Source organism: Sandaracinus amylolyticus, from assembly GCF_000737325.1.
Taxonomy (GTDB): Bacteria; Myxococcota_A; Polyangia; order Polyangiales; family Sandaracinaceae; genus Sandaracinus; species Sandaracinus amylolyticus.
In genome coordinates this window covers 8,754,044-8,775,299 of sequence record NZ_CP011125.1, presented here as the reverse complement: position 1 = coordinate 8,775,299, position 21,256 = coordinate 8,754,044, and the positions used below count along the sequence as shown (strand labels likewise).

At 73.2% G+C, this 21,256-nt stretch carries 22 protein-coding genes; 7 read left to right on the top strand and 15 right to left on the bottom strand.

Going from position 1 to position 21,256, the window contains the following annotated elements; all coding sequences use genetic code 11:
* Window positions 1-74 precede the first annotated feature (74 nt).
* Window positions 75-845, top strand: a complete 771-nt coding sequence (locus DB32_RS36960) for a hypothetical protein (protein ID WP_053237359.1) — start codon at window positions 75-77, stop codon at window positions 843-845.
* 93 nt (window positions 846-938) lie between these two features.
* Here the strand turns inward: DB32_RS36960 and DB32_RS36955 are convergent, their stop codons facing one another.
* The 11 genes from DB32_RS36955 to DB32_RS47545 form a co-directional block, all read right to left on the bottom strand.
* Window positions 939-1,760 carry a family 1 encapsulin nanocompartment shell protein gene (locus DB32_RS36955; RefSeq protein ID WP_053237358.1) on the bottom strand — a complete coding sequence of 274 codons (822 nt, stop codon included), beginning with the start codon at window positions 1,758-1,760 and terminating at the stop codon, window positions 939-941.
* Between the two features lie 40 nt (window positions 1,761-1,800).
* Window positions 1,801-2,508: a hypothetical protein gene (locus tag DB32_RS48785; protein ID WP_053237357.1), complete on the bottom strand. Its 708-nt coding sequence runs from the start codon at window positions 2,506-2,508 to the stop codon at window positions 1,801-1,803.
* 1 nt (window position 2,509) lies between these two features.
* Window positions 2,510-2,842, bottom strand: a complete 333-nt coding sequence (locus tag DB32_RS36945; RefSeq protein WP_053237356.1) for a hypothetical protein — start codon at window positions 2,840-2,842, stop codon at window positions 2,510-2,512.
* Window positions 2,843-2,978: 136 nt separating this feature from the next.
* Window positions 2,979-3,530, bottom strand: coding sequence for a hypothetical protein (locus tag DB32_RS47560; RefSeq protein WP_157069887.1), 552 nt, complete (start codon window positions 3,528-3,530; stop codon window positions 2,979-2,981).
* Window positions 3,509-3,751: a hypothetical protein gene (locus tag DB32_RS47555; protein ID WP_053237354.1), complete on the bottom strand. Its 243-nt coding sequence runs from the start codon at window positions 3,749-3,751 to the stop codon at window positions 3,509-3,511. The genes DB32_RS47560 and DB32_RS47555 overlap by 22 nt, the downstream gene beginning before the upstream one ends.
* Entirely contained in the window at window positions 3,748-4,311 is a 564-nt protein-coding gene (locus tag DB32_RS36930) for an RNA polymerase sigma factor (protein WP_075097712.1), read from the bottom strand. The genes DB32_RS47555 and DB32_RS36930 overlap by 4 nt, the downstream gene beginning before the upstream one ends.
* Window positions 4,308-5,333 carry a hypothetical protein gene (locus DB32_RS47550; protein WP_157069885.1) on the bottom strand — a complete coding sequence of 342 codons (1,026 nt, stop codon included), beginning with the start codon at window positions 5,331-5,333 and terminating at the stop codon, window positions 4,308-4,310. The genes DB32_RS36930 and DB32_RS47550 overlap by 4 nt, the downstream gene beginning before the upstream one ends.
* Entirely contained in the window at window positions 5,330-6,700 is a 1,371-nt protein-coding gene (locus DB32_RS36920) for a reverse transcriptase family protein (RefSeq protein WP_053237351.1), read from the bottom strand. The genes DB32_RS47550 and DB32_RS36920 overlap by 4 nt, the downstream gene beginning before the upstream one ends.
* 189 nt (window positions 6,701-6,889) lie before the next feature.
* Window positions 6,890-7,711: an amidohydrolase family protein gene (locus DB32_RS36915; protein ID WP_053237350.1), complete on the bottom strand. Its 822-nt coding sequence runs from the start codon at window positions 7,709-7,711 to the stop codon at window positions 6,890-6,892.
* Window positions 7,701-8,669: an MFS transporter gene (locus DB32_RS36910; protein ID WP_053237349.1), complete on the bottom strand. Its 969-nt coding sequence runs from the start codon at window positions 8,667-8,669 to the stop codon at window positions 7,701-7,703. The genes DB32_RS36915 and DB32_RS36910 overlap by 11 nt, the downstream gene beginning before the upstream one ends.
* A gap of 45 nt (window positions 8,670-8,714) precedes the next feature.
* Entirely contained in the window at window positions 8,715-9,653 is a 939-nt protein-coding gene (locus DB32_RS47545; RefSeq protein ID WP_053237348.1) for a phosphatase PAP2 family protein, read from the bottom strand.
* A gap of 169 nt (window positions 9,654-9,822) precedes the next feature.
* Here DB32_RS47545 and DB32_RS36900 point away from each other — a divergent pair, with 169 nt between their 5' ends.
* On the top strand, window positions 9,823-12,138 hold the full coding sequence (locus tag DB32_RS36900; RefSeq protein ID WP_053237347.1) for an acyl-CoA dehydrogenase family protein: 2,316 nt from the start codon (window positions 9,823-9,825) through the stop codon (window positions 12,136-12,138).
* A 23-nt stretch (window positions 12,139-12,161) separates the two neighbouring features.
* Here DB32_RS36900 and DB32_RS36895 read toward each other — a convergent pair whose 3' ends face one another.
* Window positions 12,162-13,079: a LysR family transcriptional regulator gene (locus DB32_RS36895; protein ID WP_053237346.1), complete on the bottom strand. Its 918-nt coding sequence runs from the start codon at window positions 13,077-13,079 to the stop codon at window positions 12,162-12,164.
* 77 nt (window positions 13,080-13,156) lie between these two features.
* Between DB32_RS36895 and DB32_RS36890 the strand changes: the two genes are divergently transcribed.
* Window positions 13,157-13,777, top strand: coding sequence for a glutathione S-transferase N-terminal domain-containing protein (locus DB32_RS36890; protein WP_053237345.1), 621 nt, complete (start codon window positions 13,157-13,159; stop codon window positions 13,775-13,777).
* A 94-nt stretch (window positions 13,778-13,871) separates the two neighbouring features.
* Window positions 13,872-14,357, top strand: coding sequence for a DNA-binding transcriptional response regulator (locus DB32_RS36885; RefSeq protein WP_157069880.1), 486 nt, complete (start codon window positions 13,872-13,874; stop codon window positions 14,355-14,357).
* A 35-nt stretch (window positions 14,358-14,392) separates the two neighbouring features.
* Here the strand turns inward: DB32_RS36885 and DB32_RS36880 are convergent, their stop codons facing one another.
* Complete coding sequence (locus DB32_RS36880) at window positions 14,393-15,697, bottom strand: IS110 family RNA-guided transposase (RefSeq protein ID WP_157069877.1); 1,305 nt, start codon at window positions 15,695-15,697, stop codon at window positions 14,393-14,395.
* A 229-nt stretch (window positions 15,698-15,926) separates the two neighbouring features.
* On the opposite strand from DB32_RS36880, the gene DB32_RS36875 reads away from it, so the two are divergent.
* The 3 genes from DB32_RS36875 to DB32_RS36865 are packed head-to-tail and all read left to right on the top strand — an operon-like array spanning window position 15,927 to window position 18,264.
* The gene (locus DB32_RS36875) at window positions 15,927-16,604 is read left to right on the top strand and encodes a hypothetical protein (RefSeq protein ID WP_053237343.1); all 678 of its coding nucleotides are present in this window, start codon (window positions 15,927-15,929) and stop codon (window positions 16,602-16,604) included.
* A gap of 2 nt (window positions 16,605-16,606) precedes the next feature.
* A complete protein-coding gene (locus DB32_RS36870; RefSeq protein WP_053237342.1) occupies window positions 16,607-17,245 on the top strand; it encodes a hypothetical protein in 639 nt (212 codons plus the stop codon).
* Window positions 17,242-18,264, top strand: coding sequence for a hypothetical protein (locus DB32_RS36865; protein WP_053237341.1), 1,023 nt, complete (start codon window positions 17,242-17,244; stop codon window positions 18,262-18,264). The genes DB32_RS36870 and DB32_RS36865 overlap by 4 nt, the downstream gene beginning before the upstream one ends.
* A gap of 377 nt (window positions 18,265-18,641) precedes the next feature.
* Here DB32_RS36865 and DB32_RS36860 read toward each other — a convergent pair whose 3' ends face one another.
* Together DB32_RS36860 and DB32_RS36855 are read right to left on the bottom strand one after the other, a co-directional pair.
* Window positions 18,642-20,282: a serine/threonine-protein kinase gene (locus DB32_RS36860; RefSeq protein WP_169791675.1), complete on the bottom strand. Its 1,641-nt coding sequence runs from the start codon at window positions 20,280-20,282 to the stop codon at window positions 18,642-18,644.
* 5 nt (window positions 20,283-20,287) lie between these two features.
* Window positions 20,288-21,181, bottom strand: a complete 894-nt coding sequence (locus tag DB32_RS36855; RefSeq protein ID WP_053237339.1) for a serine/threonine-protein kinase — start codon at window positions 21,179-21,181, stop codon at window positions 20,288-20,290.
* Window positions 21,182-21,256: the final 75 nt, after the last annotated feature.

The following is a 21,256-nucleotide window of genomic DNA, read 5'->3' as shown; positions in this document are numbered from 1 at the left end:
GGGCCCGTCGGAACGGACGGGAACACCGTCCGCGGATCGAATGAACGGACGCGCGGGGGCTACATTGGTGGGTGATGCAGCGACGAATCATCCCCAGCGTGGTGATCTCTCTCGCGATGCTCGCCCCGATCGGCGCGGCCCACGCGCAAGGGAGCGCCGCTTCGCCCGGTCCGGCGACCGGCATCCCGCGCACCGCCTCGGGCGCCGCGGTCGGGTACGAGATGAGCGGCGCGTCGATCCCGCAGTCGCAGCTCGACGAGCTGCCCAATCGCGTCACCGAGGCGCTCGCGGCGTGCGCGAACGAGGCCGCGCCGCTGATCGGACGGCCGGTGAATGCAGTGCTCACGGTGTCGCCGCCGGGCCGCGTCACCGAGGTCCGCTTCGACGGTGACGCGCGTCCGGACGAGCAGAACGCGCGCGCATGCGTGCAGCGCGCGCTGAGCGGGCTGCGCTTCGGCTCGCGGGCGCGCGCGACGACGCTGACGCTCGAGCTCGCGTTCCGCGAGCAGCGTGGCGGTGGTGGTGGCGGGGCGGCGGGCGATCCGCGCACCGCGGCGTATCGCGAGTCGGTCGTGCGCGCGCTCGAGTCGCATCAGCCCTCGGTGCACGCGTGCTTCGAGCGCTCGCGGCGCGCGCTCGAGTCCCCGGAGCGACAGCTGCGCGTCGAGCTGACGATCCAGGCCGACGGTCGCATGCGCGGCGCGATCCCGGCGGGCGATCTGTTCCCGCAGCTCACGGAGTGCCTGACGCGCGAGATGAGCCGCTGGACCGTGCCGCGCCCGCCGAGCGCGCCGTTCCCGATGGAGCATCGCTTCGACGGGAACATCGCGGCGTACGGCGAGTGACGCGAGAAGCGTCGCTCGCCCGCGGGTCCCTACCGTCTGCGCGCTTCGCGCGCTCCCGTGCGGGACCTGCGGGACGAGCACTCCGGTCGAGGCTCACTCGATCGTGCAGATCGCGCTCGGGCGCTTGATGCGCAGCGCGAGGCACTCGTAGACGCGGAATGGATAGTCCTGATCGCGCTCGCCGAGGTACGCGATCGTGAGGTCCTCGGTGACCGCGATGTCGAAGTTCTGATCGCCGGTCGAGAGCAGGACCGCCTTGCCCTGCGGGATCGTCGGCGTGGTGTACACGCCGTCGTCGCACAGGCGCAGGATCGAGTCGATCTCCGGCGCGAACTGGCCCTCGAGCTGCTGCACCAGGCGCGCGTAGTCCTGCGCCGACACCGCGAGCGCGAACGGGCGGTGGTGGTTGCTCTCGAGCAGCACCTCGGTCGCGCGCACGACGTCGCGGTACGCGTTGCCGTACTTCGTCCAGTCGCTGCGCGCGACCGTCTTGCGCCCGCGCGCGTTCAGCAGGCCCTCGATCCCGAGGCGCGGATCGCCGTTGAAGATCAGCGTGTCCTCGCGATCCGCGACCGCGTGCGCCGCGCGGATCGCGCGCGACGCGTCGAGCGGCGCGCCGAGCTTCTTGCTGAAGGCGACGTCGCGCCAGTGGAGGACGAAGTCCTTGTAGAGGATCGGGACGCGGAGGATGACCTCGTTCGCGCCGTGGATCGGCTTGGGATCGGTGCGGCTCAGGAACTCGATCTCCGCGTCTTCGTCCGGGCCGTACTGCTCGACCGCGACCGACTCGAGACCGGCGCCGAGTGGACCGTAGATGCCGAGGAGTCGGCGACCGACCAACGTGCGTCGCGCTTCACGCACGACCTCTTGCTGCAGGAACTCCCACTGCTCGTCGGTGAGCGGGCTCTGGTTCATGCCGCGAGAGTAGACGAACGCGCGCGTCGCTGCAGCGCCGTCAGCGCGGTCCGTCGCCGCACTCCGCGGCCATCCCCAGCGCGCGCATGCCGCCTTCGTCCTCGAGGCGGGCCGTCCGCTCGGGGCCGAGCGCCTGCTCGACCTCCTCGCGCATCGGGCGCGTCGCCTCGCGCAGCGCGCGCCGTCCACCGCGCACGCCCGCATCGCCGCCGCCACCGCCGCCAGCGCCCGCGCGCCGGTCCTGCCACGCCTGCCGGTACACGTCGCGGATCGCGCAGAGCGTCGGCGTGATCTCGCCCATCGTCGCGTCGTCGATGCCGATCGCGCGGAGGCGCTCGCGCAGCTCGGCCCGACGCGCCGCCCACTCGGCCTCGCGGCGCGCGCGCTCCTGCTCGATGCGCTCGGTCATGCGGCGCTCGACCTCGGCGTCGATGGCGCGCGAGACCTCGGGCGACTCGAGCGCCACGCGCGCCGGCTCGGGCAGCGTCGCGGGATCGATCGCAGGGCCCTCGGCGCGCGCCGGTCGCAGCGCGAGCGCCGCTTCGGCGGACGCGAGTCGGTCCTCACAGGCCTGCAGCGCAGAGGGATCCGACTCGAGCGCGAGCGCGTCGTCCTCCTCGCGCGGCTCGCGGTCGGGCTCGGGCGAGGGCTCGATCGCCACCTGCGGTGCGCTCGACGCGCCGAGCGTGTAGCCCGCGATCCCCGCGATCAGCGCCGCGGCGATCGTGATCGCGATGGTGCGCGCCACGTTACTTGCGCAGCGATCCCACGGTGCCGCGCGCGCCGCCCGGCGCGCTTCCACGCTCGGTGCGCAGCGAGCCCACCGTCGCGCCGCGGCGCGCGCTCGCCGCCGACGCGGCCTCGACCGTCGAGTGCCCCGCCTTCACGCGCGAGAGCGCGGTCTGCAGCCGCGTGTCCTCTTCTTCGAGGAGATGCTCGACCAGCGTCTCGAGCGTCGCGGTCGCCATGCCGGCGTCGGCCAGCAGCGTGCGGAGGAGCTGCTGGTGCTCGGGCTTGAGGGCCGAGAGGTTCCGGATCGCGACCTTGGTCGCAGGGCCGTGCGCGCGCTCTTCGCTCGCCATTCCGGGCATCGTGGGGCGCGCCGTCGAAGCGCGTCAAGCGCGCACGAGCTCGGGTCCCGGCAGCGAGGACTCGATTGGTGTCGTGAGCGAAGGTGGCTATCCGCTCATCCGGATGAGCGGATAGCCGCGCTCGACATCACTCCTCGATGCTGCGGCGCACGCGCTCGGCGTGCGGGCTCTCGGGGTGCGCCGCCAGGAAGCGCTCGCCGCGGCGCTGCGCTTCGGGATCGCGCTCGAGGGCCGCGAGCGCGAGCACGGTGAGCGCTTCGCGCTCCTCCGCGAACAGGCTGCGCGGGCCGTGCTCGCGGCGGCCACGCTCGAGGATCGCGAGCGCGCGCGCCGGCTCCGACGCGAGCGCTCGGCGCGCTTCGGCGAGCTCGCGCATCTCCGCTGCGAGCGCGTCCTCGTCGCTCGGCGCGTCGTCGCCCCGACGTGTCGTGGTCGGGCGCGCCCCCGGCACCGGCTGCACCTCGAGCTCGGGCACCGCCGGCACGTCGGGCACCGCGACCTCGGCCTCGGGCGCGATCTCGGGCTCGGCCGGGATCTCGGCCTCGGTCTCGGCCGCGCTCTCTTCGATGGCGGTCACGCTCGCGGTGTCGGCCGCGGTCTCGTCGGGCTCCCTCGCGGTGTCCCCCCCGCTCGTGGCCCACACCACCGCGCCGCCGATCACCGCGAGCGCGACCACCACCGCGGCGACGCCGGCGGCCCCCGCCGCGCCAGCACCGCCGCTCCCCCCGCTCCCGTCGCTCCACCGCCGCTCTGGATCGCCTGCTCCAGCTTCGCGAGGCCCCCGCTCGCGTCGAACGCCGGGACGATCGCCGCCGAACGTCGGAGCGCGTCGCGCAGCTCCGGCGGCGTGCCGAGGTCGTCGACGAGGCGCGGCGGATCTTGCAGCTCGCGATCGGTCACGGCGTCCCCCCTCCCCACGCGTCGGTGAACTTCTTCCGGGCGTGATGCAGCCGTGAGTACACGGTGCCCACGGGGATCCCGAGGGCCGCAGCGATGGCGCTGCAAGGCTCTCCCTCGAGCTCGAAGAGCACGAACACGGCCCGGTGCTCCTCGTCGAGGCCCTCGAGACAACGCTGCACGCGAGCGAGCGCACGCCGCGCCGAGACCTGGTCGTCGGCGGCCGCGCGATCCGAGATCATCGCGTCGAGCTCGTCGCCCGCCATCTTCTCGGGCTTGCGGCGCTTCGTGCGGCGGTGGGTCGAGAGCACGCGCAGCGCGATCTCCGCGAGCCAGGTCGTGGGACGGGCGGGCCCGGCGACGTAACCGCCGCGGCGGTGCGCCACCAGGAAGACCTCTTGCGTGAGATCGTCGACGTCCACGTTGCTCGCACCCATGCGCGTGAGGAAACCCGCCACGAAGCCAGCATGCGCCCGGAACAGCTCCGCGGCGCCGGTTCGCTCCGGCTCCGCGTCGTCCGTGCTCGCAATGGCTGCATGACCGGGGGTCGCGGGGGCCTTCATTCGATCACCAAGGCTGTCGCGATCACGATGGCGAGCCCCGCCGTCGAGAGTGAGCGCGACGCGACCACACCACCGGTTCCGTCGCCGACGTCGAGCCTGGGCTGCACGAAGGAGAACACTCCCTCGGCGCCGATGGTGAGCGCAAGCGGGTCGACGGGCAGCCAGCGCAGCTCCGCGCGCACGGCGGCACCGGCCCAGGGCAGCACCGGCGCGTAGACGGTCGGCAGATCGCGTCCGCTCGTGAGGAGCGCGCCGCCGAGCACACCGGCGCATCCACCGAGCAGGACGTGTGGCAGGACGCTGCGATCGACGCACGCGTCGATGCGGCCGGTGAGGAGCGAGACGTCCGCGCCACCGGGCACGACCGAGGCGCCGACCAGCTGCGTTGCGAGCACGCCACCACGGATGCGCACGCCCGGATCGATGATCCACGACACCGCGAGGAGGCCGCCGAGCGCGGGGTCGGGCAGGAGCTCGAGCGCGAGCCACGCCTCGAGCTCGATCGAGAACGCGGGGCGCTCTCCGGCCGGCGGAGGAGGCGGGTCGACGCGCGGCGGCGTGGGATCGGGAGTCGGCGTCGGCGCGACGGCGGGCGCGGGCGCAGGGATGCCGATGGACTCGAGGATCGCGGCGTCGAGCGCGAGCGCGATCGCGAGCGCGACCGCGGCGCGGCGGTCGGGGCACTCGGAGGGCAGGCGATCGAAGCGGCGGGTCGCGACCTCCTCGCCGCCGTGGGTGATGACGAACGACGTGGCGCCCGCGTCGGTGCGAACGGAGACGCCGAGCGCGTCGGCGATGCGGTCGCGCTCGAGCCAGGCACCGACCTGGGTCGCGAGCCGCGGGGCCTCGAGACATGGATCGCGGCCGTCGACGGTGATCGCGTCGGTGAGCGCGCGCTCCTGGGCACGGGTCGGCGCGGGCGCGACGCAGCACGCGACGAGGGCGATCAGGAGCGCGACGCGGAGCACGCGCGAAGGATGCCCGATCGCAGCGGGGAGGGTGAGCCGCGAAGCGCGGGTCACGCGCTCCAGTCGATGCGGGCGAGCATGGCCGCCAGCTTCGCGCCGCGACGCTCGCTCCACTGGGCGATCCACGCGATGCGCCCTGCGAGGTGAGCGCGCAGATCGCGATGCGCCCCGAGCTCGTCGGGGCTCGGGCCTCGCGTCGCCGCGCGATGGAGGATCGCGCGCAGTCGCTCGTACTCCTCGCGCGCGACCGCGGGCCTCTCGTTCACCACCACGCCGGCGAGCGACTGGCGCGCGCCGCGGCGCATGACGCGCGTCTTGTGCGACGCGACGCCAAAGCCCTCCTCGCGCGCGATCTCGGCGATGCGCGCGATCACACGATCGATCGCGCCGTGGGATCGATCGCGCTCGAACGAGAGCGCGACGTCGTCCGCATACCGCGTGCATCGCGCGCCGACCGCGCGAGCGAGGCCCTCGATGCGCGCATCCAGACGGAACGCCGCGAGGCTCGCGAGCGCAGGCGACGTCGGCGCGCCCTGCGGCAAGTGCGGGACGCGCAGCCGCGCGCGCACCGCGTGCTCGATGCCGCGCATCTCCGACGCCGGCGTGCGCGTGGTGCAGAGCGCAGCGAGCGTGCGCGCGATCTCCTCCGGGTAGCCCGCGCTGCGGAAGATGCCGATCACGCGGCCGCGCGTGACGCTCGCGAAGAAGTCCTCGAGGTCGACGCGCACCACGACGGCACGTCCGACGTGCGGCGCGACGAACGTGGCGACCGAGCGCCCGCGCCGGAAGCCGTGCGCGACGTCGTGCATCGGGACTCGCTCGAGGACCTCGCGCAGCACGCGGCGCTGGATCGCGGCGAGCCGCGCCTTCGGCGCCTCGATGAGGCGAGCGCCGCCGCTCGGCTTCGGCACCCACGTGCGCACGTAGTGATGCAATGGGCCGACGCGCGCGCGCACCAACATCGCGCGCCGATCCGCGAGCCAGTCGAGCTCGCCGATCTCGACGTCGAGCCAGCGCGCGAGATCGCCCACCGTGTCGATCCGCGGCACGTCCCATCGCGGCGCGCGCATCTCGCCGGGCGTGGCCACCCAGCGCACCACGTGGACGCCGCGGTCGCGTCGCGCGAGCGCGCGACCATGCGCGATCGTCGTCGTGAGCTCGTCGAGCGACGCGCGCCTTAGCGGATCGAAGGTGCGCCGCACGAGCGCGACGAGCGCGCCGATCCACGCGCGTGCGCGCGCCTCGTCGGGCACGTGCAGCGTCGCGAGCGCGGCTTCGATCATCGCGCGCCGGCGTCCGTCGGTGCCGAGGAACGCGAGCGCGAGCGCGCGGGCCAAGCGCAGCTCGGCTGGGCCGGGCGGCGGATCTGCGTCCTCCTCGTCCTCGTCCAGGTCGTCGGCGTCGAACGTCCACTCGGTCATCGGAGAGGGCGGCGGCGTGCGTCGACGATTCCGGTCCTGCGCGTGCGGTCGCTGCGGTTCCGCAGCCGGGGCACGTGCGACGTCGATGCTGGAGGTACGAAGCGTCCGCGAGGAAGCCTCGCGGAGACCGAGGCGTGCGCCTCGATCGGCTCGACGCGCGCCGCCGCCATCGCGCCCAGCGTACCTCGATCACCCGCCCTCGCCGAAGCGGTAGAGACGTGCGGCGTTGTCGACGAGGATCGCGTCGCGCTGCGCAGCGTCGGGCACCTGCTCGCGGAGCAGATCGAGCAGCGCGCCGACCCGCGGCGTCGGACCGGCGTGCGCGGTGTGCGGCCAGTCGCTGCCCCACACCAGGCGATCGGCGCGCGCGTCGACGAGCGCGCGCACGATCGGGATCGTGTCGCGATGCGGCGGGCCCGTCGCGGACACGCGATACGCGCCCGAGAGCTTCACCCAGCAGTGCGCTCCGCGCAGCAGCGACAGCATCGCCTGGGCCGCGGGGTGCGCGATCCCCGCCGACACCGGGACGTGCCCGAGGTGATCGAGCACGAACGGCACCGGCAGTCGCTCGAGGCGCGGCGCGAGCTCGGGCAGCGCGCGATGATCGAGAAGGAGCTCGAGGTGCCAGTCGAGCTCGCGACAGCGCGCCGCGAGGCGCTCGAGATCGTCGAGGCTCGGGCCGCCGCCGAACGCCGTGTTGAGCCGCAGCCCGACCACGCCCGACGACGCGAGGCGCGCGAGCTCCGCATCGGGCGCGTCGGCGTGCACGACTGCGATGCCGCGCAGCCGATCGCTGTGGGCGCTCACCGCGTCCGTCATCACGCGGTTGTCGGTGCCGTGCACGCTGATCTGCACGAGCACGCCGCGCGCGATGCGGTGCGCGTCGAGCATCGCGAGGTACGACTCGACGGTGGCCTCGGGCGGCGTGTAGCTGCGCGCCGCGCTCATCGACGCGCCGATCACGTGCGCGTGCGCGTCGCAGGCGCCCGGCGGGGTCGGATCAGCCGGCATGCAGCGTCCACGTCGACCCGTCGTCGAGCTCGACGCTCGTGTACGCGACGACGATCGCCGCGGCGCCGATCGCGAACACGAAGAACAGCGCGCGGCGCCCGATGCGATCCGCGAGGTGCGCGCCCGTGAGGTACCCGGCGAACGATCCCGCGATCACCACCGCGAGGTACGCGCTGGTGCCGAGCGAGCCGAGCCCGCGCTCGGTCTCGAGGTACGTCGGCAGCCAGGTCGCGATCGCGTAGTAGCCGCCCTGCGCGCCGGTCGTGAGCAGCGACGTCAGCACCGTGATGCGTAGCAGCGGTCGCGAGACGATCTCGCGCAGCCGCGCGCGCGCTCCGACGCGCCGCCGCGTCTCTTCGAACACCGGCGGCTCGGCGACGAAGCGACGCAGCACGAGCACCAGCGCCGCGGGCGCGACGCCGACCGCGAAGAGCGCGCGCCACGCGATCTCCGGCTCGAAGAGCTGGAACGTCACGACCTGCGCCGTGAGCGCGAGCGCCCAGCCGACCGCCCAGCCCGACTGCACCGTGCCGACCGCGCGACCCCGGTGCTCGGGGCGGATCACCTCGCCGATCAGCACGGCGCCCGCGGTCCACTCGCCACCGAAGCCGAGCCCCATGAGCGTCCGCGCGACGAGCAGCTGCTCGAACGTCTGCGCGAGGCTGCACACGAGCGTGAAGATCGAGAACCAGAGGATCGTGAGCTGCAGCGTGCGCACCCGACCGATGCGATCGGCGAGCGCGCCTGCGATCCATCCGCCGAGCGCCGACGACAGCAACGTCGCGGTCGCGATCTCGCCGGCCTCGCGCGTCGAGAGATCCCACGTCGCGATGATCGTCGGGATCACGAGGCTGTAGATCTGGACGTCCATCGCATCGAGCGCCCAGCCCCAGAAGCACGACCAGAACGTGCGCCGCTCGGGCGGCGACATCCGCGCGAACCAGCCGGTGCTCGTCATCGCGACGAGACAGATAGGCTCGTCGCGTGTGCGCGCGCGCTCCGATCAGAACGTGCCGAACACCGACGCGCCCGCCGCGAAGCCGCCCGAGTCTCCGGGCGACGCCATCGGCAGGATCGACCACGCGAAGTCGGAGCGCGGCTCGTCGCTCAGCCCCTCGAGGCGCGACGCGCGCGACGGGATCACGATCATCGGGACGAGGTAGCCGACCGCGAAGCCGAGCAGCCCGCCGATGATGACGTCGGAGAGATAGTGACGATCCGCGACGACGCGGAGCAGCCCGGTCACCGTCGCCGCGGCGATCGAGCCGCCGCACGACGCGATGTCGTGGCCCAGATCGCCGAAGAGGTTGCGCTCGAGGTGCAGCGCGCACGAGAAGCCCGCGGACGTCGCGGCGAGCCCGGTGTGCAGGCTGTAGAAGCTCTCGTAGATGTCGTGCGACTGGCAGCCGGGCGCGCTCGGGTTCGTGGCGCACTCGCGCTCGTAGGGGCGCGCGCGGTTCGTCACGCGCTTCACGATGCCGCCCGCGGTGAGCGTCAGACCGAACGCGAGCGAGTGCGCGAGCGAGGCCTGCCACGCGAGATCGAGATCGCCCTGCACCAGCGGCACGAGCAGCGAGTCGACGAGCGCGGTGTACGCGATCGTGCCGAGCATCAGCGCGTCGCTCGTGTGGCCCGCGATGCTGATCCCGCGCGGGCTGCTCGCGCGCAGCAGGTCGCGGAACGGCTCGTCGGCGACGATGCCGCCGCGCCACACGCCGACGTCGGGGGAGTGCTGCGACGTCGGCGCGACGTAGATGCCGAGCCCCGCGCCGAGCGCGGCCGCCGCGAGCCCGCCGGTGATCGGCGCTGCGATGCCGTCGATGCGCGTGCGCGGCGGCGCTCGGTGCGGTGGCGTCGGCTCCTGGGCGGCGGCTGGGGCCGCAGCGACGCCGATCGCGCAGAGGAGGAAGCCCGAGATGATCGCAGTCGCGTGGCGGCTCACGTCGTGCTCACGAAGGACGAGATTATGACGAGTCTCGGCCCGTCGGTCCTCCCCGATCGGCCAGGACGACCTGATCAGTGGGCGAGTGTGGGCCTTGCGGGCATGCGGCCTCGCCCCAGCCGCGGACCCTCCTGCCGGCGGTGATCGTCCGCGCCTACGTGCCCCGCCGATGGACCGCACCGGCGCGCTCGCGACCCCCGAGCTCCAACCCTTCCTGCCCATGCTCTACGTGGCGTGGGCAGACGACGCGCTCTCGCCCGACGACGTGCGGGTGCTGCGCGAGCGCCTCGAGGCACAGCCGTGGCTGAAGCCCGCGCTGCGCATCGCGCTCGAGCAATGGCTCGACCCGGCGCGTCCTCCGAGCGCCGCGGAGCTCGCGACGCTGCGGCGCACGCTCGAGCGCTCCGTCGGCACGATGCGTCCGACGCGCCGGCTCTCGCTCGCGCAGCTCGCGTCGTCGATGGTCGATGGCCACGCGTGCGAGGCGACGGCGCACGCGCTCGCGGAGATCGAGTCGTTGCTCGCGCTCGACGCCGCGCACGCGCTCGACGACGTGATCACGCCGTACGAGCACGACGCGCCGCGACCCTTCGCGCGCGGTCCGCGCCCCGACGTCGCCGCGATGCGCGCGATGCTCGACGGACCTCACGTCGCGGTGCGCGAGACGGTCCGCGCGTTCCTCGCCGAGCCCGCGCATCGCTCGGCGTACGGGCTGACCAAGGAAGAGCACCGCGCGAAGGTGCTCGGCTGGCTCGAGGAGCTCGCGAAGACGGTCGGAATTGGCGCGCTCGCATATCCCGGCGTGACCACCGACGCGCCCGATCTCGGCGGGTACCTCGCGGCGTTCGAGACCCTCGCGTACGGCGATCTCTCGCTGCTGATCAAGAACGGCGTGCAGTGGGGGCTCTTCGGCGGATCGATCTTCTTCCTGGGCGACGATGCGCAGCGCGCGAAGTACCTGCACGAGGTCGCGTCGCTGGGCCTGCTCGGCTGCTTCGCGATGAGCGAGGTGGGGCACGGCTCGAACGTCGCCGACCTCGAGACGATCGCGCGCTACGACGCCGAGAGCGACGAAATCGTCGTGCACACGCCGAGCGAGAGCGCGCGCAAGGACTGGGCGGGCAACGCGGCGCGCGACGCGCACGTGGCGACGGTGTTCGCACAGCTCGAGGTCGCGGGCGAGCGACATGGCGTGCACGCGGTGCTGGTGCCGATCCGCGACGCGAACGGCGAGGAGCTGCCCGGCGTCCGCACCGGCGACTGCGGGCACAAGATGGGGCTCAACGGCGTCGACAACGGGCGCATCTGGTTCGACCACGTGCGCGTGCCGCGCGCGAACCTGCTCTCGCGGCACGCGCGCATCACCGACCTCGGCACGTACGAGAGCGCGATCACCAGCCCGGGCAAGCGCTTCTTCACGATGCTCGGCACGCTCGTCGGAGGGCGCGTGTCGGTCGCGGCGGGGGCGGTGTCGGCGTCGAAGGTCGGGCTCGCGATCGCGATCCGATACGCGTCGGAGCGCCGGCAATTCGGGCCGACGAAGGAGCCCGAGACGCTGCTCCTCGAGTACCCGACGCACCAACGGAGGTTGCTGATCCCGCTCGCGACGACGTACGCGCTGTCGTTCGCGATCGACGAGCTGCGCGAGGCGTATCTGCGCGCGCAGCGCGAGGGCGCGAAGGACACGCGCGAGCTCGAGGCGCACGCCGCCGGGCTCAAGGCGATCGCGACGTGGCACGCGACGAGGACGCTCCAAGCGTGCCGCGAGGCGTGCGGCGGGCAGGGCTACCTGTCGGTGAACCGCCTCGCCGATCTGAAGAGCGACACCGACGTCTTCACGACGTTCGAGGGCGACAACACGGTGCTCTTGCAGCTCGTCGCGCGCGAGCTGCTCGGGAGGTACGCGAAGCGCTTCACCGGCGGGCCGGTCGCGCTGGTGCGCGCGCTCGCGTCCGCGGCCGTGCTGACGATGCGCGAGAAGGCGCCGTTCCGCGCGCACCGCGCCGACGAGGCGAGCCTGCGCGATCCCGAGATGCAGCGCGCCGCGTTCGCATGGCGCGAGGAGTCGCTGCTGCGCAGCGCCGCGGCGCGCGCGAAGAAGCGCAGCGACGCGGGCATGGACGCGCAGGACGTGCTCATGGAGCTGCAGGAGCACCTCGTCGCGCTCGCGGAGGCGCACGTGGAGCGGCGCGTGATGGACGCGATCGCGGGCGCGGTCGATCGCGCGCCGGACGACGACACGCGCGCGTGGCTCGCGAAGCTGCGCGACCTCCACGCGCTCGCGACGCTCGAGGCGCGCGCGGCGTGGTTCGTCGAGAACGGCGAGCTCGACGGAGGTCAGACGCGCGCGATCCGCAAGCTCGTCCCGAAGATCGCGCGCGAGCTGCGCGACGCCGCGGTCCCGCTGGTCGACGCGTTCGGCATCCCCGACGCGTGTCTCGCGGCCCCGATCGCGTTCCACGATCCCGCGCACCCGCGCTGGTGATCCGCGCGCACGCGCGCCCTTTCTCAGCGTCCGGTGGAGGTCGCGCTGAGCGCCGCGTGCAGTCGCTCCGCGGCGTCGGCGACCTCGGGCCGCCACGCCATCCGCCATCCACGCCGCAGCGGCCCCGACGCGAGCCGCATCGCGACGAGATCGCCGCGCTCGAGGTGCGGCCTCGCGATCCACTCCGAGAGCACCGCGATCCCCATGCCGGCGCGGGTCACGTCGATGATCGCCTCGGTGAGCGGCAGCCGATCGAAGCGCAGCTTCGGGCGCGCCCGACCGAACACGCGGCGCATGAACCAGCGCCCTTCCTCGGCCGGCGCGAGCCCCGTGATCAGCGTGTGCGCGCGCAGATCGTCGGGCGTCAGCGCGCGCCGGGCGGCGAGCGGGTGCGTGCGCGCGACGAGGAACACGATCTCGTCGCTGAAGAGCGCCTTCTGCTCGATGCCGCGCGGCACCTGCGACGTCGTGAGCAGCGCGACGTCCACCTCGCTCGCCTCGAGCGACGGCACCGGGCGCCCCGTGTGCTCGACCGCGAGCGCGACGTCGAGGTCGGGCAGCGAGCGCCGGAGCGTGGTCAGCGTCGACGGCAGCCAGTGGTACGCCGTGTAGCACTCGCACACGATCCGCACGCGCGACGGCGGTGTGGCCGGGAGCGCGACGCGCCGCTCGAGCTCGCCGAGATCGACCAGCACGCGCGCCGCGCCGCTCACCAGCGCCTCGCCCGCCGCGGTCGGCACCAGCCCTCGCGACGTCCGCGCGAAGAGCGGCACGCCGAGGCGCTCCTCCGCCGCGAGCAGCGCGCGGCTCACGGCGGGCTGCGTCAGGTGCAGCAGCGACGCGGCCTTCGCGGTCGTTCCTGCCTCCGCGATCGCGATCACGACGCGCAGATCGCGCACGTCGAGGCGCGGGGCCGGGACTCGGTGGGCAATGCGTTCCACGCATCGACTCTACAAGAGCAATGCGTTGGATGCATCGCGACGCGCGGCGGAGAGTGAGGCGACCAGGAGGAAACCGAATGGAGCTCTTCTTCTCGCCGCTCGCGTGCTCGATGGCCGCTCGCATCACGCTCTACGAGATCGGCGTCGACGCGCGCTTCGTGCCGGTCGAGCCGCGCACGAAGGCGCTGCCCGACGGCACCGACTACCGCGCGGTGCATCCGCTCGGGCTCGTGCCCGCGCTGCGCACCGACGACGGCGCGCTCCTCACCGAGAACGCGTCGATCCTCCAGCACCTCGCGGATCGCCACCCCGAGGCGCACCTCGCGCCGCGCGATCCCGCCGGGCGCAGCAGGCTGCACGAGTGGCTCAGCTTCGTCGGCACCGAGCTGCACAAGACCGTGCTCAACCCGCTGCTCGATCGGGATGCGCCCGACGCGGTGCGCGCCTACGCGCTCTCGAAGTCCGAGGCGCGCCTCTCGTTCCTCGCCGCGCACCTCGAGCGCCGCGTGTTCCTGCTCGATGCCTTCAGCGTCGCCGACGCGTACGCGTCGACCGTGCTCGGCTGGGCCCCCGCGACGCCGATCGATCTCGCGAAGTGGCCCTCGCTCACCGCGTACCTCGCGCGGGTGCGCGCACGTCCCGCGGTGCAGCGCGCGCTCGGAGAGGAGATGGCGCTCTACCGCACGTCGCAGCGCTGAGACCTCGTGTCCACCGGGGCGCGTCCGCGTGGGCCTTGTGACGGGCATGTGCGGGCGCAGATCCACTCTGCCAGGGAGCTGGATGTCGGGGGGCGTGTCGCGTTTTTCCCCGTCGGTCGTCGCGCCGGCGGTGCTCGTGGTGGACGGCGTGCCCGCGCACGTCGAGCCGCTCCTCGAGCGCCTGCGCCAAGTCGGCGCGCGACCGATCGGCACCGCGACGATCGCGCAGGCCCTCGCCGTGCTGGGCAGCTTCCACGTCGACGTCGTCGTCACCTGCGAGGGTGTGCGGAGCGAGGACGCGCTGCGCTTCTTGCGCGCGCTGCGGCAGTCCTCGGAGCAGCCGCGCGTACCGGTGGTGCTCGTGTCGGGGCACGACGCCGAGGGCGGGTTCGCGCGTGATGCGCGCGCGCTCGGTGCTCGCTTCGTCCCGGCGCCGGCCGAGCTCGACGTGTTGATCGACGCGGTGCGCGCCTCGCTGCCCAACGTGATCGACGCACCGCGCGCGCGACGCAGCGATCCGCTGCTGGGCGCGCACGCGCACGCGCCGTCCTCGGACGAGACCTCGATCGATCACGAGTGAGATACCGTGACGCCGTGCAAGCTCGAAGTGCAGCGTCAGGCTGCCGCGAGCTTCGGCACGAACGGGGTGCGCGTGCGCGCCACGCTCATGATGGCGCCGAGGAGCTTGCGCATCGCGGCGATGATCGCGAGCTTCTTCGGTTTGCCGGCGGCGACCAGGCGCGCGTAGAAAGCCTTCAGCCACGGGTTGTGGGTCACGGCGCGCAACGTCGGCATCCAGAGCTTGGCGCGCAGGTCGGCGTCGCCCATCGCGCAGGCGTGGCCTCGCAGCGGCTGGCGTTTGCCCGAGTGGTTCACGAGCGGAGCGACGCCGACGTACGCCGCGAGCGCGGCGGCGCTCTTGAAGCCGTCGAAGTCGATCGAGGCGATCATGCGCGCCGCAGTGTTGTCTCCGATGCCGTCGATGGTCGTCAGCAGCTTGCCGACCTCATGCCGATCCAGGCTCTGGCTGATGTCTTCGTCGAGCTTCCTGATGCGCGCCCGGAGCGTCGCGATGTCCTCGCACGCGTAGCGGATCTGCAGCTCGTAGGGCGTGCCCTGGTGCCGGCCCACGCTGGTCTTGGCGGCCTCGCAGAGCGCCTTTGCGAGCTCGAGACCGATGACGTGGCGCCCGTCGTACTTCAGCTCAGCCAGGACCTTCGGGTCAGCTGCTCGGAACTTCTCGGCGGTCGGGCACACGACGAGCAGCGTAGTGGCCTTGGCCGATGCCACGTCGCGCACGTGGTCGGTGAGCTCCGGGAAGCTCAGGTCCAGCGCGCGATGGACCTGTCGCGCGCGGTCACCGAGGTCCTGCACCAGCCGGTCGCGCAGACGCATCAGCTCGCGCAGCTCGAGCGTCGCTGCATCGGGCATCGGCGTCGCGGCAGGCCGCTTCTGCTGCGCGAACCGCGCGATGCCGAGCGCATCCAGCGCGTCCGTCTTCGCGCGGCGCAGGTCCTCAGCCGCGAACCGCGACGTGCGCGTCGGGTTCAGCAGCGCGATCTGGAAGCCCGCCGCGTGGAGGAACGCGAACAGGTTCTGCCAGTAGTGCCCGGTCGCCTCCATCGCGACGAATGCGTCTGCCGCCTCACCGAGCATCGAGCGCAGTCGCTCGTAGCCCGATGCGTCCTCGGAGAACGGTATTGGCTTGCGCAGCGGCTTGCCCGTCTCGTCCACGATGGCGACGACGTGCTTCTCCGAACCGATGTCGATCCCGACGAATCTCATGTTCCTCTCGACCGTGATCGCGTGCCCGGGAGCCTCGGAGCCGAGCTTCGTGCCCATGCTTGTCCATGCGAGGACGGTGGACGAGCCACGCCTCTGGATACCGTTCGAGCAAAGAAACTCGGTCGAGGGCGCCAATCTCACTCACGGGGACGTTGCCCCAAGCGATGCCCGGCGACCCTCTCCCGAAACCGCGTGGCGGCCTGCTATCACGAACCAGCCGCCGATGACTGGGGTAGATACAAGCGTCGGGCGCTCGTGTGGGTGAGCGCCGCATCTCCGCGCGGTGAAGGCCGCGATCCCGGCGGCCATCCACGCTCGCAGCTGCGCCTTGAGGCGCACACGCGGAAGCGAGGATCGTACGGGGATGATCGAGAAGCTCGAACGTTGGGTCGCCGGCGGGCTCACGGCGCCGCGCGTGATCGCCGGCGCGAGCGTCGGGTGCGTGATGATCGGCGCGCTCGCGTGTGGCAGCGAGCCCACGGCGGTCGTGGTCGCGGAGCCGCCGGTGATCGCCGCGGCCGCTGCGCCACCCGGCGTCGTCGTCGCGCCGCCGGTGGTCGCCGCGGCGGCCCCTGCGGCCCCGGTGGTCGTCACGCCGCCGCCGGCGCCGTCGCACGGCGGCACCGTCGTGATGGCGGGCGCCTATCCGGTCGAGGTCGTGCCGCACGAGTCGGGTGAGGTCTACGCGTACGTCGTCGGCGAGGCGCCGCCGCCCGACGCGGAGCTCACGGTCGTGGTGCCGGTGACCGGCGGCGTGCGCACCGTCGAGCTCGCGTGGGAGCCCGGCGAGCGACGCTTCGGCGGACGCGTGCGGCGCGCTCGGATCGTGCCCGGACCGGTCGACGTCGTGCTCGTCGTGGGCGGCGCGCGCTGGGTCGGTCACGTCGCGACGTTCGTCGTGCTGCCCGCGGTCGTCGTGGTCGAGACCGCGCCCGCCGGTGTGATCGTCGTCGAGGAGCACTGGCACGGGAAGCACCGCAAGCACCGCAAGCATCGCGGGTGGGGACACGGGCGCGGTCACGGCGTGCGCGTTCGCTTCTGATCGTGGCGCGGCGTGCTCGTGATCCGATCGCGATCGGGCTCGTCGCGCTGACGAGCCTCGTCGCGATCGCGGGCGCGTGCGCGGAGATCGGCGGGTACGTGCTCGGCTGGCCGGACGCGCTGGTCGAGCTCGTCGCGCTGAGCTTCGAGGCGAACGTGCCGACGTGGTACGCGAGCGCGCTCCTCGTGCTCGCGAGCGCCGCGCTCGTGCTGTGCGCCGAGCGTGCGCCGCGCGATCGGGGTGCGTGGCTCGCGCTCGCCGCGATCTTCGCGTTCGCGTCGCTCGACGAGGCGATCGAGATCCACGAGCACCTCGGCGGGCTCTTCGAGGGACGCGGGGTCCTCTACTTCAGCTGGGTGATCCCCGGCGCGCTCGTCGTCGTGCTCCTCGCGCTCGCGTTCGGTCGCTTCCTGCTGCGCCTGCCCGTGATCGATCGACGGCGCTTCGTGCTCGCCGCGGTGATCTTCGTGAGCGGCGCGCTCGGCATGGAGCTGCCGCTCGGTTGGTGGACCGAGCGCGCGGGCGACGACAACCTCGTCTACGGCATGCTCGACTGGGTCGAGGAGACGCTCGAGCTCGCGGGCACCACGACGTTCCTCCTCGCGCTGCGAGCGCGGCTGATGCGAGAGCACGAGGCGTGAAGCGGAAGCCGTGGATCGTCTCGGCGGGCTACGACGTCGCGTTCTTCCTCGCGCCGCCGGTGCTCGCGCTGATCGTGGGGATCGCGATCTCGGGCACCGACCTCACGCGCGTCGCGCTCTCGATCGGGCCCGGCGACCTCACGGCATCGGGGCTCTTCATCGGCGTGGTGATCCACGCGCACCTCGTCGCGGTGGTGTTCCGCAGCCACGCGAACCCGACGGTGTTCCGGCGCCATCCGTCGCGCTTCCTCCTCGTGCCCGCGGCGCTGTGGGCCGCGCTGATGTGGTCGGAGTGGATCGCGGTGGTCGCGACGATCGTCGCGACGTTCTGGGACGTGTACCACTCGGGCGCGCAGACGTTCGGCTTCGCGCGCATCTACGATCGCAACGCGGGCGCGCCGCCTCACGAGGATCGCGCGCTCGACTTCTGGATGAACCAGCTGCTGTACGCGGGGCCGATCCTCGCGGGCGCGACGCTGATCGATCACGTCGAGGTCTTCGGCGAGCTCGAGGGGTTCGAGGATCCGCTCTCGCTGTTGCTCGCGTCGGTCCCGGCGTATGCCGAGGGACACCGCGGCGCGCTCGCGTGGTGCGTGATCGCGATCGGGACGGCGATGGTGATCGCGTACGTGATCGCGTCGGTGCGACGACTGCGGCGCGGGGTGCCGATCTCGAAGGTCAAGATCTGGCTCGTCGCGTCGACGGGCCTCTGCTCGATCTACACGTGGGGCCTGAACTCGTGGGGCGAGGCGTTCTTCGTGATGAACCTCTTCCACGCGGTGCAGTACCTCGCGCTCGTGTGGTGGTCGGAGCGCGATCGGATCGCGGGGCTGCTGCGGGTGCCGGGCGCGCGGTCGATCGCGCTCGTCGTGTTCCTCGGGTCGACGCTCGCGTACGGCGCGATGGCGGAGCTCTTCCAGCCGGATCTGCACGCGTGGTGGGCGGTGACGATGGTCGTGTCGCTGATGCACTTCTGGTACGACGGCTTCGTCTGGTCCGTTCGACGGGACGACGTCTAGAGCTGGAGAAGCGTCGGCGGGGGCGCGGGGGTGGGGGTCCGGCGCCCTGGTACTCGCGGCTGCCGGACTGTGACGGTGAGAGCGTCGGGGCGCGGCGCTTCGCTCGCTTGCGCGCGTTCGCGCGCGGCGCTCGCTCGCCGACGATCTCGCGTTGCCGTCGACCGGACCCGCTGCGTGAGGGCGCCGGACCCCCACCCCCGCGCCGTGACGCGGCGTCTGCCGTCTCACTCGGTGGGGCTGAGGAGAGCTCGCGACCGAGACGCGCTTCGCGCGGCTCGGACGCTCGCGGGTCGCAGCGCGCGCCTTCGGCGCCCGACTGCGCGCCCGGTGGCGCGGCAATTGGAGACGACTTCGAACGATGCGCGCGCGCGTTCGGGTCACTCGCCCGACAGGCGCTCGAGCGTGCGCTCGAGGTCGCGGCGGAGGCAGCGGTCGCAGTCCTGGTTGCCGCGGCGGCCGCAGCCGGTCGGCGGGGTCGCTGCGATGCGGTGGAGCGCGGGTATCGCGCGCGGGTCGCCGAACGCGCGCATCGCGAGCACGGCTTCGCGGCGATCGTCGCACTCGGCGCCCGTCTCGTACGCGAGCACCGCGCGCGCGTAGCTCGGCAGCTCGGCGGCGCGCGGCGCGAGGCGCGCTGCCGCCGCGGAGCGCAACGACGCGTCGGGGTGGGTCTCGAGCACCGCGAGATCCTGCGCGAGATCCGGCGGGATCGGCGCGAGGCCGTACGCGGGCGACGCGCTCCCCGTCGCGACCTGTGGTGTGCTCGGCGCCGGAGACGGCACCGTCGGCGGCGCGCTCGCGACCTCGCTCGGGTCCCCCGAGCACGCGATGCGCGTGACCACGCACGAGAGCACGACCAGCGCGAGCACGCCCGCGCCCGCGCCACCGATCAGCCACGCGAGCGTCTTCGACGGGGGCGCGACGATCGTGGTGGGCGCGTGCGGCGAGACCGTCGCGCTCGGGCTCACGAACGACGGGACGGCCTCGCTCGCGAACGCGGTGGGAGCGTGGGCCGCGATCGCCGCGCTGGTGCCGATCTGCGAGCTCTGCGCGAGCTCGGTGCGCGCATGCGCGGACGCGGCGCTCGCGATCATCCCGCTCGAGCGAGCGCCGAGCGCAGCCGGGTCGAGCACGCCGCTCCCCGCCGGACCGACCGCGAGCCCGACCGACGCGCCGATCGCGCGCAGCGCGTCGCGCACCTCGGCGCCGTGGCTCGGCCGCGACGTCTTCGAGCCCGCGAGCATCCGCGCGACGAGCGCGTCGAGCTCCGGCGGGACCTCCTTCACCTCGCTCGCGAGCGCTGGCGCGCTCGACGTGAGCTGCGCGCTCACGATCGCGCCGAGCTCCTCGTGATCGAAGAGCGCCTGGCCCGCCGCGAGCTCCCACAACATCACGCCGAGCGCGTACACGTCGGCGCGCGCGTCCACCGCTTCGCCGAGCGCCTGCTCCGGCGCCATGTAGCCGGGCGTGCCCATCACCGTGCCGACGCGCGTCAGCGGGCCCGTGTCCTTCGGCGCATCGGCGACGCGCGCGATGCCGAAGTCGAGCACGCGCGCGTGCAGCGCCCCGTCGCGATCCTCGACGATCACGTTCTCGGGCTTGAGGTCGCGATGCACGATCCCCGCGGCGTGCGCCGCCGCGAGCGCGTCCGCGATCTGCGCGCCGATCGACAGCGCGAAGCGCCAGTCGCCGCCGCGCTCGCGCATCCACGAGCGGAGCCCGCGACCGCGCGCGAGCTGCATCACGAGGTACGCGCCGCCGCCCTCGAGCGCGCCGTAGTCGAGCGCGCTCGCGACGTGCGGGTGATCGAGCCTCGCGCTCACCATCGCCTCGCGCGCGAAGCGCTGCGCGAGCTCGGGATCGCCCGCCAGCTCCGGCAGGATGATCTTCAGCGCGACCGGCTTCTGCAGCGCGATCTGCTCCGCCGCGAACACCGCGCCCATGCCGCCCTCGCCGAGCACGCGCTCGATGCGGTAACGACCGTCGAGCACGCGCCCGATCCACTCCGTCGTGTGCATCGCGTTCATCCCGCGACGATGCGCGCGACCGGTCGCGGCACGCGCGACAGCGCGACTCGCATCTCGCGCGCGTCGGCGAAGCGATCCTCTCGACGCTTCGCCATCGCGCGCTTCACGACCGCCTCGAGCTCGGGGCGCGCGTCGAGCTCGGGGCGCACGGCCCTCAGCGCGGGCACGGGATCGATCGCGTGCGCGCGGAACATGTCGGTGATCTCTTCGGCGACGAAGGGCCAGCTCCCGGTGAGCAGCTCGAACAGCACGACGCCCGCGCCGTAGACGTCGGTGCGCGCGTCGACGGTCGGGCCGAACACCTGCTCGGGCGCCATGTACGCGGGCGTGCCGAGGATCGCGCCGTGCTGCGTGAGCACGCTGCCGCTGCCCCACATCGCGCCCTCGGTGAACTTCGCGAGGCCGAAGTCGAGCAGCTTCGCGACCGTCGCGCCGCCGGGCTGCCGCGCGAGGAACACGTTCTCGGGCTTGATGTCGCGGTGGAGGATCCCGTGCGCGTGCGCGAACGCGAGCCCGGCGAGCATCTGATCGGCGATCGCGATCGCGTGCTCGGGCGCGAGCCGCTCGCGCGCGAGGAGCGCCTCGAGCGTGTGCCCCTCGAGCAGCTCCATCACGAGGCACGGCGCGCCCGCGAGGTCGGCGAGCTCGAGCACGCCGATCACGTTCGGGTGCGTGACCGCGGCGAGCGCGGCGGCCTCGCGCTCGAAGCGACGCCGCGACTCGGGACGCTCGATCGACTCGGGGTGCATCAGCTTGATCGCGACCGGCATCCCGTCGGCGCGCGTGCCCCGATACACCGCGCCCATCGTCCCCGAGCCGAGCGGCGCGTCGATGCGATATCGGCCCGCGATCCAGCTCCCGATCGCCGGCGGGCTGGCCCCGGTGCTCATGGCTCGACCGGTATACCGCAGCGCGAGGTCCCGCCGCGATGTGGCTGTGTGGAGCACAGCGCGCGGGCCCGCGAG